Here is a 14,057-nt window from a genome sequence, read left to right on the forward strand (position 1 = left end):
TGGATTGGAAAAAAGGGATCTGGGCGACTTACCTCGACGACCTGATCAAAGCCGCAAAACTCAGAGGTTGGTTCATAACCGTCCTGTGGGAAGGGTTCTGCGGAATCTTCATTTTCAACACCCTGCTGATCGACGTGCTCGAGCGTTGGAAGCTGAATCCGCCGCCCGATCTGCCCTATCCCGACATCATCGAATGGTCAAAACCACTACCCCCGGAACAATGGGCAAAACGCTCCCCGGAACTGGAAGCGGCCATCGCCAAACGAAACGCTGAACTGGCCACGCAGGCGCAAAAAAACTCATCACCCGACACACGGGCTCAGAGATGACCGTGTCCCATCCCGCCGATCCCCCCATCCCCGGCCACGATGATTTTCCCGACTACGACGTATGCCTGCCAATGCATCTGCGTCCCGACGCCCGGCGCTTGATCAATTACCTGCACGAATTACCCCATCGCCCCGTGCGGTTCTGCCCATGGTGCGACGCCACTGACTTGAGGTTTCGCAGCCAACCGGCGCGGCAACGTCTGGCGCGTTATTACTGCCGGTCCTGTCGCAAGAGTTGCAACAGTCTCAGCGATTCGCCCTTCGCCAATTTGCACAGAATGGATCAGTGGGCCGCGTTTGCCGTGTACTTGCTGGCCGGTTGGTCGAGTGTGCAGATCGCGGCGCGTTTTGGCCTGACTTCCAAGGTTTACTTCAGTTGGGGGCGGGCGGTCGGGATGGTGATGGCCGAGGAGTGCGCGGAGCTGCACCAGTGGTGGACGACGCGCCAGTTCCGGGAAAATCTGCAGCCGCCCGAGCACATCGAGCGGCAGCAGCGAGCCGTTGTCACTTGGCTCGAGGCCACGCTTAACGCACGGCACGCGAGGTGCCCGAAGTGCGGAGGCGGGCAGACCTATCGCATCAAAGGGCTTCGCCCAAAATTCAAATGTGATCGGTGCGTTACGTGCTTTTGCACGCTGTCGGCAACGCCGCTGACGGGGATGATCCGCGCGGACCTTTGGGTGGATTTCATTAAAGGGGTGATGGATGGCCAGAGTATTCAGGATCTGAAACGCAGTTCGGGGCTGGGCATGGGCGCCAGCAAGCGTTGGCGCGAGCAGTTTTTGCTATTGATTGAAGCCTTGGGTCACTCTGAATTGCTGGGCTGGATCGTATGGATGCGCAGCCGCCGCAGTAACGAAGTGGTGAGCTTGGTGCGTCAGGGCGGCTGCCTGGACATGGCGACGCGCTCGGTTTATCCGCAGGGGTTGCGCAAGGGCAGGTTTGTTTCGAACCAGTAGGGCTGACCCTAGGTTCGATTTTTGTATTTGCGAACCATTTGCAGGGAACGTGTCGCTTGATTCTTGCAGTCAGGCCGTGGCGCCCGGTTTACGACGGCTGCGCCGCCGGACGCGAGCAAGCTCGCTCGCCACGGGGGTTATGCGCCGCTCTCAAAGCCTGATCCACCGCCGAACACACTGTGGAAGTGAGTCTGCTCGCGATGACGGCCGTACATTCAACCTCCAGGGTTGTCTGTCAGTGCGCTATCGCGAGCAAGCTCGCTCCCACAGGGTTTGGCGCGTTCCTACTGGCCAGGCCGGGCCTTGAGCTGCTCGGCCGCAGCCTTCGCCAGGTCCGGTGGCAGGAAGTCTTTGTCCGGGTTGTAGTCAGCTTTCAGGTAACGCGACAAGTCCTGCAAATCCCCCGGGTTCAACGTGCCTGCCGCTTGCTTCAGGCGCAGGTTGTCGAGGATGTAGTCATAACGCGTGTTGTTGTAGTTGCGCACCGAGGTGTAGAGCTGACGCTGTGCGTCGAGCACGTCGACGATGTTGCGTGTGCCGACCTGATAACCGATTTCGGTGGCTTCCACCGCGCTCTGGTTGGAGATGATCGACTGCTTGCGCGCCTGCACCTGCTCGACGTCGGTGTTGACCGCGCGGTGCAGGTTGCGGGTGTTTTCCACGACTTGCCGGCGCAGGCCTTCGCGCTGCTGCTCGGACTGGTCGAGGCGCGCGTAAGATTCGCGCACCTGCGAGTTGATCAGGCCGCCGCTGTAGATCGGGATGTTCACTTGCAGGCCGACCGTGGTCTGCTCGACGTTGCCGCCATACGGCTGGCCAAACGCGCTCGGGTTGCTGAAACCCAGCGCATCGTTGTCACCCTTTTCGTATTTCGCCACCGCATCGAGGGTCGGCGCGTGGCCGGCCTTGCGTTGCTTGAGGGTTTCTTCGGCGGCGCTCACCGCGTAGTTGCTGGCGAGCAAATTGAGGTTCTGTTTCGCCGCGGTTTCGACCCAGGCCTTGGCGTCGTTCGGCGCCGGCGGCAGGATCGGCAACGTGTGGACGATGCCCTGAATCGAGTTGTACTGGCGGTTGGTCAGCGTGATCAACGCTTCAAACGCGTCATCCACCTGACGTTGCGCGAGGATCCGGTTGGCCCGCGCAGTGTCGTAGCTGGCTTGCGATTGCAGCACGTCGGTCTTGTCCGAGAGGCCGACGTCGAAGCGCTCGTTGGACTGGTCGAGCTGGCGTTTGAACGCCGCTTCTTCAGCCTTGGTCGAGGCCAGATTGTCTTGGCTGCGCAGCACGTTGAAATAGCTTTCCGCCGATTGCAGGATCAGATTCTGCTCGGTCGCTGAGAGTTGCAGCGCGGCTTGTTCGTTGACGTCCTTGGCGGCCTGGAACTGGAACCAGCGATCGGCGCGAAACAGTGGCTGGGCCAAAGTCGCCTGATACGAATGAGCATCGCGGGTAGCGGTGCCGGACGGCTGATCGAGCTGGGTGCGCACCGAGCTCAGATTCGCCCCGCCCGACAGGTTCGGCAGCAATCCGGCGCGTGCCTGCGGCACGACTTCTTTCTGGGCGCCATATTGGGCGCGGGCGGCGGCGAGGTCGGCGTTGTTATCCACCGCTTCCTGATAAACGCTCACCAGGTCGGTTTTGGTGGATAAGGGCGCTTCAGCGGCCCAGGCCATTCCATTGGAAGCACAAGACACGGCAAGGGCCAGTGAGAGTTTGCGCAGCATGCGGCCATCCCTAAAAAATTACGCTGATAATTTGAGCGCCAAAGGTACGGCGCGCTCCGCGCACGGTCAAGGCGTGGCGCAGCGTAGCGAGTGTAGATGGGCGCACGTTCGGCAACAATCCTGTAATCACGCCATTTATCATGCGGTTCGCACCGGGGTTGGCGTTCTTTGCCGGTTGTGTCTAGACTGGCCGGGTTCTTGTCGGGGTGCCTTGCTATGAGGCTGAGATCGAATAATTTCGGATCCCGTTGAACCTGATCAGGTTAACGCCTGCGTAGGGAACAAGATTTCTCGTCACCCGGCGAGTCCTCTTGTGCTTCGTCCGGGATGTTGTTCGACAATCGACAATCGATTTTCGACTGCCCTCGAGTACTGAGCACAGCACCAACAGCATGTTCATCGCTGATTGGTCGCGTCCATTCGTTACAGGTTCGCTCCGACAAAAATCCACTGCTGGATGCTGTCTGGAGAGCCCGTGATGACGATAAAACTAAAAAATACGACGAACCTGAGTGACTCGGCCCAAGTCGATCAACAGTCAGTGCAGCCGTTCACCCGTTCGCAAAAAATCTATGTTCAGGGTTCCCGCCCGGACATCCTCGTGCCAATGCGCGAAATCAGCCTCGACGTGACCCCGACCGACTTCGGCGGCGAGATCAACGCGCCGGTCGTTGTGTACGACACCTCGGGCCCGTACACCGACCCCAACGTGATTATCGACGTGCGCAAAGGCCTCGCCGATGTGCGTTCGCCGTGGATCGAAGCCCGGGGCGACACCGAGCGCCTGCCCGGCCTGAGCTCCAACTTCGGCCGCGAACGCCTCGCCGATGCCGAGCTGACCAAACTGCGCTTCGCCCACGTCAACAATCCGCGCCGCGCCAAGGCCGGTGGCAACGTGACCCAGATGCACTACGCGCGCAAAGGCATCATCACGCCCGAGATGGAATTCGTTGCCATCCGCGAAAACATGAAGCTCGAAGTGGCGCGCGCCGCCGGCCTGCTCGACCAGCAACACCCCGGCCACAGCTTCGGCGCCAGCGTGCCGAAAATCATCACGCCGGAGTTTGTCCGTGAAGAAATCGCCCGTGGACGCGCGATCATTCCGGCCAACATCAACCACACCGAACTGGAACCGATGATCATCGGCCGTAACTTCCTGGTGAAGATCAACGGCAATATCGGCAACAGCGCTTTGGGTTCGTCGATCGAAGAAGAAGTGGCGAAGCTGACCTGGGGCATTCGCTGGGGCGCGGACAACATCATGGACTTGTCGACCGGCAAGCACATTCACGAAACCCGCGAGTGGATCATCCGCAACTCGCCAGTGCCGATCGGTACCGTGCCGATCTATCAGGCCCTGGAAAAAGTCGGCGGCGCCGCTGAAGACCTGACTTGGGAGCTGTTCCGCGACACGCTGATCGAGCAAGCCGAGCAGGGCGTCGACTATTTCACCATCCACGCCGGCGTACTGTTGCGCTACGTGCCGCTGACCGCCAAACGCGTGACCGGCATCGTTTCGCGGGGCGGTTCGATCATGGCCAAGTGGTGCCTGGCGCATCACAAGGAAAGCTTCCTCTACACCCATTTCGAAGACATCTGCGAAATCATGAAGGCCTACGACGTCAGCTTCTCGCTGGGCGATGGCCTGCGTCCGGGCTCGATTGCCGACGCCAACGACGCGGCGCAATTCGGCGAGCTGGAAACCCTCGGCGAGCTGACCAAAATCGCCTGGAAACACGACGTGCAATGCATGATCGAAGGCCCGGGCCACGTGCCGATGCAGTTGATCAAAGAGAACATGGACAAGCAGCTCGAGTGCTGCGACGAGGCGCCGTTCTACACCCTCGGCCCGCTGACCACCGACATTGCGCCGGGCTACGACCACATCACCTCCGGTATTGGCGCGGCGATGATCGGCTGGTTCGGTTGCGCGATGCTTTGCTACGTCACGCCGAAGGAACACTTGGGCCTGCCGAACAAGGATGACGTGAAGACCGGGATCATCACCTACAAGATTGCCGCGCACGCGGCGGACTTGGCCAAGGGACATCCGGGCGCGCAGATTCGCGACAACGCCTTGAGCAAGGCGCGGTTCGAATTCCGCTGGGAAGACCAGTTCAACCTCGGCCTGGATCCGGACACCGCGCGCTCGTATCACGATGAAACGCTGCCGAAGGATTCGGCGAAAGTCGCGCATTTCTGTTCGATGTGCGGGCCGAAATTCTGCTCGATGAAAATCACCCAGGAAGTCCGTGAATACGCGGCCAACCAGCGGATTGAAACGATTGACGCCGAAGTCGCCCAGGGCTTGGCGGAACAGGCTGAGCGGTTCAAGCAGGAAGGCAGTCAGCTGTACAAGAAGGTTTGATCTGACCTGAGGTCGGCGGTGCCCGCACCGCCGCCATCGCGAGCAAGCTCGCTCCCACATTGGATTTGAGTCGTTCAAAAATCCCCTGTGGGAGCGAGCTTGCTCGCGATGGCGCCTGACCAGACAGCCAAGATCTCAATGAAAAAAATTATCCCTCTGAGATAACACCCTTGAGCATTCAACCCAGCACTTATTCCCCTGACATTGCGGTGCCGACCGACAAACGTGTGTTCGGCGGCCGCGATCTGTTTTCCCTGTGGTTTTCCCTCGGCATCGGCCTGATGGTCTTGCAGACCGGCGCATTGCTCGCGCCGGGTCTGGGCCTGTCCGGCTCGTTGCTGGCAATTTTTCTAGGCACGCTGGTCGGCGTGCTGCTGCTGGCCGCCGTCGGCGTGATCGGCAGCGACACCGGCCTGTCGTCGATGGCGGCGCTCAAGCTCAGCCTCGGCAAACACGGCGCGAGCCTGCCGGCGGTGCTCAACTTGCTGCAACTGATCGGTTGGGGCTCGTTCGAAATCATCGTCATGCGCGATGCTGCCAGCCTGCTCGGCGCGCGGGCGTTCAGCGACGGCAGTCTGCTTTCCAATCCACTGCTCTGGACCGTATTTTTCGGTGGCCTGGCGACCCTGCTCGCCGTCAGCGGGCCGCTGACGTTCGTCCGGCAGATCCTGCGCAAGTGGGGCATTTGGCTGCTGCTGGCCGCGTGCATCTGGCTGACCTGGAACCTGTTCGCCAAGGCCGATCTGGCGGCATTGTGGGCGCAGGCCGGTGACGGTTCGATGCCATTTGCGGTGGGTTTCGATATCGCCATCGCCATGCCGCTGTCGTGGCTGCCGCTGATTGCCGACTACTCACGCTTCGGCAAACGCGCGAAAAACGTGTTTGGCGGCACCGCGATTGGCTTTTTTATCGGTAACTTCTGGCTGATGAGCCTCGGCGTTGCCTACACCCTGGCGTTTGCGCCGAGCGGGGAAGTGAATGCCTTGCTGTTGGCATTGGCCGGTGCCGGCCTGGGGATTCCGCTGCTGCTGATTCTGCTGGACGAGTCGGAGAACGCTTTTGCCGATATTCATTCGGCGGCGGTGTCGAGCGGGATGCTGTTGCGCTTGAAGGTCGAGCACCTGGCGTTGGCCATCGGTGTCATTTGCACGTTGATCGCACTGCTGGCGCCATTGGCGCAGTACCAGAACTTCCTGTTGCTGATCGGTTCGGTGTTTGCGCCGCTGTTCGGCGTGGTGCTGGTGGATCACTTCATCCTGCGCAAACGCAGCGGCCAAGTGGCTTCAGCCGCGTTGCGCTGGCCGGCGCTGCTCGCCTGGTTGGGCGGGGTCAGCACCTATCATTTGCTGGCCAATCTGTATCCGGATGTCGGCGCAACCCTACCGGCGTTGATCGTGGCAGGGCTGCTGCAACTGGTGCTCGGTCGAGCCTTCAGTTACGGCCGGGAAACAGTTCGGGTCTGAGGATGCCGTTCAGGCGCGGGTAGGGGATCTTCAGTTCGATGTGGCCCAGCGCGTACGGCGCGATGGTGCTGGTTTCGTACTTGAGGATCACCCCACCGTAGGTCAGCGCGACGTTCTGGGTTTTCTGGAACTGCCAGTTCTTCAGGAACTCCGGTTCCTGATCGAGCTTGGTGCTGATCAACCAGCTGTTGTGCGCCACTTGTGCGGCTTTCCAGAACGCTTCTTCCTGACCCGGCAGCAGCATGTCCGACAACGTCAGCACTTTGTGCTGCTGGCGCGAATAGTTGACGAAGCTGCGGCCCGGCGTGCCATGCGCGCCGCCGGTGTCCAGGTAGCTGGAAAACTCGACGATCACCAAGCCGTCATGCTGCTCGCGTACTTTGGCTTGCAGGTAACTGCTGGAGCGTGGCTCGGCGTTGCGCAAAAATTGATCGCGATAGGCGGCGAGTGTCGGCGCGGCCGGCGCGTCGGCGGAGGTGCGGGTCAATTGCAGCAGGTTTCGCTCAACGATGCCGTCCAGCTGTGGCTCGTCCGGGAACCGCAGGGTATCGATGTTGACCAAAGGGCAATCTGCCGTGGTGCAACCCGGTTTCAGGGTTTCCGAGGCATCGCGGGTGGTTTCCAGCGGCGTTCGGTAATTGGGTTGGAACAGGCTTTGGCAGGCGCCCAACGTCAGGGCGATTGCGGCCACGGAGGCGATTTTAAAAAGCGACATGGGCGTCCTTCATAAAACAGGGAAAGGCGAAAAGTTACCGCTTCGACTGTCAACGAAGCAGTCAGTTCGCCACTAAGCTAATTAGAGTTGGTTTCGCCCTCACCGTCCATCCCGCTGATGGTAAAGGGGCTGCATCAACCGCAGTCGCGCGTTAGGATGGCGCGAAAGCGAGGTCACCAGTTACCACCCGGAACCTCGTCACGGATAAGCAGCACACGAGGATTGTCATGACTGATTTTGCCAACGCCACCCCGACCACCGTTGAGATCGTTCGACGCGAAAAATGCTACGAGGGCTTCTACAAACTCGATCGCCTGCATTTGCGTCACGAATTGTTTGCCGGTGGCATGAGTCGCGAGATCAATCGTGAAGTGTTTGTGCGTCACGATGCGGTTTGCGTGCTGCCTTACGATCCGCAGCGCGATGAAGTGGTGCTGATTGAGCAGTTTCGCGTCGGCGCCATGGGCAAGACGTCCAACCCTTGGTTGATCGAGCTGGTCGCCGGTCTGATCGACAAGGATGAGCAACCGGAAGAAGTTGCTCACCGCGAGGCGCAGGAGGAAGCTGGGCTGGTGTTCGCGGCGCTGTGGCCGATGACCAAGTATTTCCCGTCACCGGGCGGCAGCAACGAATTCGTCCACTTGTATTTGGGGCGTTGTGAAACCGATGGAGTCGGAGGCCTGCATGGACTGGCAGAAGAAGCGGAAGATATCCGCGTCACGGTCTGGGCGTTCGAAGACGCGCTGCAAGCCGTACGCGACGGACGAATTGCCAACGCGGCCAGCATCATTGCTTTGCAATGGCTTGCTTTGAACCGCGCTGAAGTGAGGGGGTTATGGTCGTAAACAAGTTGCGCGATCGCTATCGTGTCGACCTCGCCGGGCTGCAAGCCTCGTGCGAGGCCAACTACGCGCGCCTGATGCGACTGCTGCCGGACATGCGCAGCGAGCCCGAGGCGCGGCGCATTGCCGTGACTCAGGGCGATCAGATGCTCGGCGTGTTGGCGCTGGAAGTGCTGCAAGTCTGCCCGTACACCACGACCCTGCAAGTGCGCCAGGAACACAGTCTGCCGTGGTTGCCGGTGCCGCAACTGGAAGTCCAGGTGTATCACGACGCGTGCATGGCCGAGGTGGTCAGCGCCGAGCATGCAAGACGCTTTCGGGGCATCTATCCTTATCCGAATGCGGCGATGCATCAGCCGGATGAAAAAGCCCAGCTCAATCTGTTCCTGGGGGAATGGCTGAGTCATTGCCTGGCGTGCGGGCATGAGTACGCGGTTGTGCGTTAGATGTGAACTGTGTCTGGTTCCGCGCTTTCCTCTTTTGACCTTCCCCCAGCATAATTGCGGCTTCTATCCAATTCCGTGATTCAGCCTCGGGAGAACGCCTTGCCCAGCGTATCCACATTGACCACCGCCGATCCGGCGTTGCTGGTGCAGTTATCCGACAGTCATTTGTTCGCCGAGGCGGACGGTTCGTTGCTGGGGATGAAGACGCGCGAGAGCCTGCAACGGGTGATCGAACTGGTTCGCCAGCAGCAGCCGCAGATCGATTTGATCATTGCCAGTGGTGATATTTCGCAGGATGGGACGTTGGCGTCGTATCAGCAGTTTCGCGATTTGACGCGGCAGCTGGATGCGCCGGCGCGCTGGATTCCGGGCAATCATGATGAGCCGCAGGTGATGGCCGAGGCGGCGGTGCAGAGTGCGCTGCTGGAGCCGGTGGTGGATGTGGGTAATTGGCGGGTGACGCTGCTGGATTCGGCGGTGCCTGGCTCCGTTCCCGGTTATTTGCAGGATGATCAGTTGCAGTTGTTAGCGCGTGCTTTGAGTGAGGCGCCGGAGCGGCATCATTTGGTGTGTTTTCATCATCATCCAGTGTCGATTGGCTGTGCCTGGATGGAGCCGATCGGGTTGCGTAATCCTGAGGCGTTGTTTGCCGTTCTGGATCGTTTTCCTCAAGTGCGCGCGGTGCTGTGGGGGCATGTGCATCAGGAGTTTGATCAAGTGCGAGAGGGCGTGCGGTTGATCGCCTCGCCGTCGACTTGCATCCAGTTCGAACCTGGCAGTGAGGATTTCAAGGTCGGGGAGCAGGCGCCGGGGTATCGGTGGCTGCGGCTGTTGCCTGATGGCTTGATTGAAACCGGCGTTGAGCGAGTCAGCGGGTTCGACTTCACGGTCGATTACGGGGCGGATGGCTATTGATTATCCGTTGCCGCGGGCGGCTCGCAGATTTGCCCTTGATTTTGTAGGAGCGAGGCTTGCCCGCGAAGGCGTCCGGCCAAACGACAAATCCCTCCCAATACACCCCAACCCCCTGTAGGAGTGAGCCTGCTCGCGATCTGCCCTCTCCACCACCAACTTCCCCAACCCTATCCCCGATCCCTGCGTCTCCCTGTAAACTCCGTCTCTTTACCCGACGCTCAGGGAGCTCTAATGTCCGGTTCGATCCTTTATATCCACGGTTTCAACAGCGCGCCGGCCTCGAAGAAGGCCAGCCAGTTGATCAATGTGATGGGGCGCCTGGGCCTGAGCGACCACTTGCAGGTGCCGGCCTTGCATCACCACCCGCGGGAGGCCATCGGTCAGTTGAATCGGGCGATCGAGGAGCTTGGGCGGCCGCTGCTAGTCGGGAGCTCACTCGGCGGCTACTATGCGACTCACTTGGCTGAGCAGCATGGCCTCAAGGCGTTGCTGGTCAATCCTGCCGTCAGTCCGCACCGGATGTTTGACGGGTTTCTGGGGACGCAGAAAAACCTCTACACCGATGAGTCCTGGGAGTTGACCCACGACCATGTGGCGGCGCTCGCCGAGCTGGAAGTGCCGGCGCCTCGGGATCCGCAGCGGTTTCAGGTGTGGTTGCAGACCGGCGATGAAACGCTGGATTATCGCCACGCCCAGCAGTATTACCGGGCCTGCGCGTTGCGTATCCAGGCCGGCGGCGACCATGGTTTCCAGGGGTTTGCCGAGCGATTGCCGGCGCTGTTGAGTTTTGCCGGCATCGGCGCAGATTTGTATCAGGCGATTGATTTCACGGCACTGTGAACCCTCGCCCCTTTTCATAGAACATTTGACGACGAGACCCCATGGCCACTCCCAGCGCTAGCTCTTATAACGCCGACGCCATCGAAGTCCTCTCGGGCCTCGACCCGGTGCGTAAACGCCCCGGCATGTACACCGACACCAGTCGGCCGAATCACTTGGCCCAGGAAGTCATCGACAACAGCGTCGACGAAGCCTTGGCCGGGCACGCGAGCACGGTGCAGGTCATCCTGCACGCCGATCATTCGCTGGAAGTCAGCGATGACGGGCGTGGCATGCCGGTCGACATTCACCCGGAAGAGGGCGTGTCGGGCGTTGAGCTGATCCTCACCAAACTCCATGCGGGCGGCAAGTTTTCCAACAAGAACTACCAGTTCTCCGGCGGTTTGCACGGGGTGGGTATTTCCGTGGTCAACGCCTTGTCGAACGAAGTCCGGGTGCGCGTAAAGCGTGACGGCAACGAATATCAGATGACTTTCGCGGACGGTTACAAAAAAACCGAACTGGAAGTGATTGGCACCGTCGGCAAGCGCAACACCGGCACCAGCGTGTTCTTCGCGCCGGACCCGAAATATTTCGACTCACCAAAATTCTCCATCAGCCGCCTCAAGCACGTGCTCAAGGCTAAAGCCGTTCTGTGCCCGGGCCTGCTGGTCAGTTTTGAAGACAAGGCCAGCGGCGAGAAAGTCGAATGGCATTACGAAGACGGTCTGCGCTCGTACCTGGTGGACGCGGTCAACGGTTTTGAACGTCTGCCGGACGAGCCATTCTGCGGCAGCCTCGCCGGTAATAAAGAAGCGGTCGATTGGGCGCTGCTGTGGTTGCCGGAAGGTGGCGACAGCGTTCAGGAAAGCTACGTCAACCTGATCCCCACGGCGCAGGGCGGTACCCACGTCAACGGTTTGCGTCAGGGCTTGCTCGATGCGATGCGCGAATTCTGTGAATTCCGCAGCCTGCTGCCGCGCGGTGTGAAGCTGGCGCCGGAAGACGTCTGGGAACGCATTGCCTTCGTCCTGTCGATGAAGATGCAGGAGCCGCAATTCTCCGGCCAGACCAAGGAACGCCTGTCCTCGCGTGAAGCGGCGGCGTTTGTCTCCGGGGTGGTCAAGGATGCGTTCAGTCTGTGGCTCAACGCGCACCCGGAAACCGGCATGCTCCTGGCGGAACTGGCGATCAACAACGCCGGCCGTCGTCTGAAAGCGAGTAAAAAAGTCGAGCGCAAACGCGTGACTGCCGGTCCGGCGCTGCCGGGCAAACTGGCGGATTGCGCCGGGCAGGACCCGATGCGTTCCGAGCTGTTTCTGGTCGAAGGTGATTCCGCCGGCGGTTCCGCCAAACAAGCGCGGGACAAGGAATTCCAGGCGATCCTGCCGTTGCGCGGCAAGATCCTCAACACCTGGGAAGTCGATGGCAGCGAAGTGCTCGCCAGCCAGGAAGTGCACAACATCGCCGTGGCGATCGGGGTCGATCCGGGCTCGGCGGACATTGCGCAGCTGCGTTACGGCAAGATCTGCATCCTCGCCGACGCCGACTCCGACGGTCTGCACATCGCCACTTTGCTGTGCGCGTTGTTCGTCCAGCATTTCCGCCCGTTGGTGGATGCCGGTCACGTCTACGTGGCGATGCCGCCGCTGTACCGCATCGACTTGGGCAAAGAGATTTACTACGCGCTGGACGAAGCCGAGCGCGATGGCATTCTCGATCGTCTGGTCGCCGAGAAAAAACGCGGCAAACCGCAGGTCACCCGATTTAAGGGTCTGGGTGAAATGAACCCGCCGCAACTGCGCGAAACCACCATGGACCCGAACACCCGGCGCCTGGTGCAATTGACGCTGGACGATTTCGAGGCGACCTCGGAAATGATGGACATGCTGCTGGCGAAGAAACGCGCCGGTGATCGCAAGTCGTGGCTGGAGTCCAAGGGTGACCTGGCCGAGGTGCTCGGCTGATGCGTTTTGGCTTTGCCCTGGCGTGTGTCTGGCTGCTGGTTTCGGCAACGGCGTCTGCCGAGCCGGCGCCGCAGCTGCGCCTGGTGTCCGAGCACGCCGTCGATGGCATGCGCGGCGGCAACCTGTCGGGGCTGGCGCAATGCGGTCAGGAACTGTGGACAATTTCTGATCGCGATGACGATCAAATCTACCGTCTCGATACCCGCGCCGAACCCTGGCAGGCCGAAGCCGTGCGCATCGACGTACCGCCGGTGCCCGACAGCGGTTTGCCGCTGGGCCTGAGTTCGCGGACCTGGGCGGCGGCGTTTGTGCGCGGCGGTGATCTGGATTTTGAAGGCATCACCTGCGACAGCGCCGGCAACCGTTACATCGTCAGCGAATCCCACGCCGCCGTGCTGCAAGTGACACCGCAGGGCGCCGCGTCGTGGCTGAAGATTTCGCCGATGCTGGTTCGCGAAGCCCGGGCCAGCGGCATGTTGCTGCGTTTCAACGCCTTGTTCGAAGGGCTGGCGATCAACCCGGAAGGCAATGCCTTGTGGCTGGCGGCCGAGCGTGAAAGCCGTGGATTGTTGCTGATCAAACGTCAGCAAACCGTCTGGGATTGCGACGGTCGGTGCGTGCTGTTGAGCGAAGCCGGGCTGGAGATGCAACCCGCGCAGTTTCCTAGAGCGCGCGCGGTTTCCCGGGATTTTGCCGACTTGTCGCTGTTCAACGGCAAGCTGTTTACCCTCGAACGCAACGCGTTTCAGATCTGTCGACGCGATGCGCTGACGGCGAAAGTCGAGCGTTGCTGGTCGTATGCCGACGAAGCGCTGCAGGAACAACGGCGTTATCCACAGGCCTATGGTCTGGCGGAAGCGCTGGTGGTGAACGCCGACGGTGCCTGGATCGGCATCGACAACAACTTCGGGGTGCGCGCCGACGGTGAAGTTCGCCCGATCATCTGGCGCTTCGCCGCGCCTGAAGGTGGCTGGGGTGCCAAGCCATGAGCCAGCAGCCGCCGGGCAAACGCGCCGGTCGGGTCTTGATGATTTTGGCCTGGTGCGCGGCGCTGTTTCTGGCGACGCGGTTTTTCGGCCAGTGGGAACAGCGTCAGCAAAACCCCAACGCCGAGGTTGTTTCACAGCAGGGCGAAGGGTTTATCGAAGTGAAACTGGTGGGCAATCACCAAGGGCATTTTGTCGCCAGCGGCCAGATCAACGGTCAGCCGGTGGATTTCATGCTCGACACCGGGGCCACCGATGTGGCGATTCCGGTCAGCGTCGCGCAGCGCTTGAAACTGGAGAAGGGCTTCGGCGTGACCCTGAGCACCGCCAATGGCTTGAGCCAGGGTTACCGAACCCGCATCGATCGGCTGCAACTGGGCGATATCGTGCTGCGTGATGTTCGCGCGCTGGTCGCGCCAGGCCTGGATGGCAATCAGGTGCTGCTCGGCATGAGCGCACTGAACAAACTTGAATTTACCCAGCGCGGTGGCACCATGCTGCTGCGCCAGACCACGAAATAATGA

At 60.7% G+C, this 14,057-nt stretch carries 12 protein-coding genes, 1 pseudogene and 1 riboswitch; of the genes and pseudogenes, 11 read left to right on the forward strand and 2 right to left on the reverse strand.

Annotated elements, in window-relative coordinates:
- Both BI292_RS24480 and BI292_RS24485 read left to right on the forward strand, forming a co-directional pair.
- A pseudogene (locus BI292_RS24480) lies at positions 1 to 329 on the forward strand (hypothetical protein); the annotation flags it as partial.
- On the forward strand, positions 326 to 1,288 hold the full coding sequence (locus tag BI292_RS24485) for a hypothetical protein (protein WP_157831306.1): 963 nt from the start codon (positions 326 to 328) through the stop codon (positions 1,286 to 1,288). The pseudogene BI292_RS24480 and the gene BI292_RS24485, both read left to right, overlap by 4 nt.
- A gap of 284 nt (positions 1,289 to 1,572) precedes the next feature.
- Here the strand turns inward: BI292_RS24485 and BI292_RS24490 are convergent, their stop codons facing one another.
- Complete coding sequence (locus tag BI292_RS24490) at positions 1,573 to 3,012, reverse strand: TolC family outer membrane protein (protein ID WP_092274219.1); 1,440 nt, start codon at positions 3,010 to 3,012, stop codon at positions 1,573 to 1,575.
- A gap of 192 nt (positions 3,013 to 3,204) precedes the next feature.
- A riboswitch (TPP riboswitch) is annotated at positions 3,205 to 3,310 on the forward strand.
- 180 nt (positions 3,311 to 3,490) lie between these two features.
- Between BI292_RS24490 and thiC the strand changes: the two genes are divergently transcribed.
- Positions 3,491 to 5,380, forward strand: coding sequence for a phosphomethylpyrimidine synthase ThiC (gene thiC, locus BI292_RS24495; RefSeq protein WP_092274217.1), 1,890 nt, complete (start codon positions 3,491 to 3,493; stop codon positions 5,378 to 5,380).
- Between the two features lie 170 nt (positions 5,381 to 5,550).
- On the forward strand, positions 5,551 to 6,843 hold the full coding sequence (gene cytX, locus BI292_RS24500; RefSeq protein WP_101209501.1) for a putative hydroxymethylpyrimidine transporter CytX: 1,293 nt from the start codon (positions 5,551 to 5,553) through the stop codon (positions 6,841 to 6,843).
- Here the strand turns inward: cytX and BI292_RS24505 are convergent.
- Complete coding sequence (locus BI292_RS24505; RefSeq protein ID WP_092274211.1) at positions 6,812 to 7,558, reverse strand: RsiV family protein; 747 nt, start codon at positions 7,556 to 7,558, stop codon at positions 6,812 to 6,814. The two genes, cytX and BI292_RS24505, sit on opposite strands and share 32 nt — an antisense overlap.
- Positions 7,559 to 7,785: 227 nt before the next feature.
- Here BI292_RS24505 and BI292_RS24510 point away from each other — a divergent pair, with 227 nt between their 5' ends.
- The 7 genes from BI292_RS24510 (at position 7,786) to BI292_RS24540 (ending at position 14,054) form a co-directional block, all read left to right on the forward strand.
- Entirely contained in the window at positions 7,786 to 8,403 is a 618-nt protein-coding gene (locus tag BI292_RS24510) for an NUDIX domain-containing protein (protein ID WP_092274208.1), read from the forward strand.
- Positions 8,394 to 8,846, forward strand: a complete 453-nt coding sequence (locus BI292_RS24515) for a DUF1249 domain-containing protein (RefSeq protein ID WP_092274206.1) — start codon at positions 8,394 to 8,396, stop codon at positions 8,844 to 8,846. Before BI292_RS24510 ends, BI292_RS24515 begins: the two co-directional genes overlap by 10 nt.
- 99 nt (positions 8,847 to 8,945) lie before the next feature.
- The gene (cpdA, locus tag BI292_RS24520; RefSeq protein WP_101209502.1) at positions 8,946 to 9,761 is read left to right on the forward strand and encodes a 3',5'-cyclic-AMP phosphodiesterase; all 816 of its coding nucleotides are present in this window, start codon (positions 8,946 to 8,948) and stop codon (positions 9,759 to 9,761) included.
- Between the two features lie 231 nt (positions 9,762 to 9,992).
- Positions 9,993 to 10,601, forward strand: a complete 609-nt coding sequence (locus BI292_RS24525; protein ID WP_101209503.1) for a YqiA/YcfP family alpha/beta fold hydrolase — start codon at positions 9,993 to 9,995, stop codon at positions 10,599 to 10,601.
- A gap of 41 nt (positions 10,602 to 10,642) precedes the next feature.
- Positions 10,643 to 12,547, forward strand: coding sequence for a DNA topoisomerase IV subunit B (gene parE / locus BI292_RS24530; RefSeq protein ID WP_092274196.1), 1,905 nt, complete (start codon positions 10,643 to 10,645; stop codon positions 12,545 to 12,547).
- Positions 12,547 to 13,536, forward strand: coding sequence for an esterase-like activity of phytase family protein (locus tag BI292_RS24535; RefSeq protein ID WP_101209504.1), 990 nt, complete (start codon positions 12,547 to 12,549; stop codon positions 13,534 to 13,536). Before parE ends, BI292_RS24535 begins: the two co-directional genes overlap by 1 nt.
- Positions 13,533 to 14,054, forward strand: coding sequence for a TIGR02281 family clan AA aspartic protease (locus tag BI292_RS24540; protein ID WP_092274190.1), 522 nt, complete (start codon positions 13,533 to 13,535; stop codon positions 14,052 to 14,054). The genes BI292_RS24535 and BI292_RS24540 overlap by 4 nt, the downstream gene beginning before the upstream one ends.
- Positions 14,055 to 14,057: the final 3 nt, after the last annotated feature.

Source organism: Pseudomonas sp. 43NM1 (genome assembly GCF_002836905.1).
Classification (GTDB): Bacteria; Pseudomonadota; Gammaproteobacteria; order Pseudomonadales; family Pseudomonadaceae; genus Aquipseudomonas; species Aquipseudomonas prosekii.

What these genes read in the sequence shown, in the direction of transcription:
- BI292_RS24485 (WP_157831306.1), top strand. Translation starts at nt 326, where the DNA reads ATGACCGTGTCCCATCCCGCCGATCCCCCCATCCCCGGCCACGATGAT.
- BI292_RS24490 (WP_092274219.1), bottom strand. Translation starts at nt 3,012, where the DNA reads ATGCTGCGCAAACTCTCACTGGCCCTTGCCGTGTCTTGTGCTTCCAAT.
- thiC (WP_092274217.1), top strand. Translation starts at nt 3,491, where the DNA reads ATGACGATAAAACTAAAAAATACGACGAACCTGAGTGACTCGGCCCAA.
- BI292_RS24505 (WP_092274211.1), bottom strand. Translation starts at nt 7,558, where the DNA reads ATGTCGCTTTTTAAAATCGCCTCCGTGGCCGCAATCGCCCTGACGTTG.
- BI292_RS24510 (WP_092274208.1), top strand. Translation starts at nt 7,786, where the DNA reads ATGACTGATTTTGCCAACGCCACCCCGACCACCGTTGAGATCGTTCGA.
- BI292_RS24515 (WP_092274206.1), top strand. Translation starts at nt 8,394, where the DNA reads ATGGTCGTAAACAAGTTGCGCGATCGCTATCGTGTCGACCTCGCCGGG.
- BI292_RS24525 (WP_101209503.1), top strand. Translation starts at nt 9,993, where the DNA reads ATGTCCGGTTCGATCCTTTATATCCACGGTTTCAACAGCGCGCCGGCC.
- parE (WP_092274196.1), top strand. Translation starts at nt 10,643, where the DNA reads ATGGCCACTCCCAGCGCTAGCTCTTATAACGCCGACGCCATCGAAGTC.
- BI292_RS24535 (WP_101209504.1), top strand. Translation starts at nt 12,547, where the DNA reads ATGCGTTTTGGCTTTGCCCTGGCGTGTGTCTGGCTGCTGGTTTCGGCA.
- BI292_RS24540 (WP_092274190.1), top strand. Translation starts at nt 13,533, where the DNA reads ATGAGCCAGCAGCCGCCGGGCAAACGCGCCGGTCGGGTCTTGATGATT.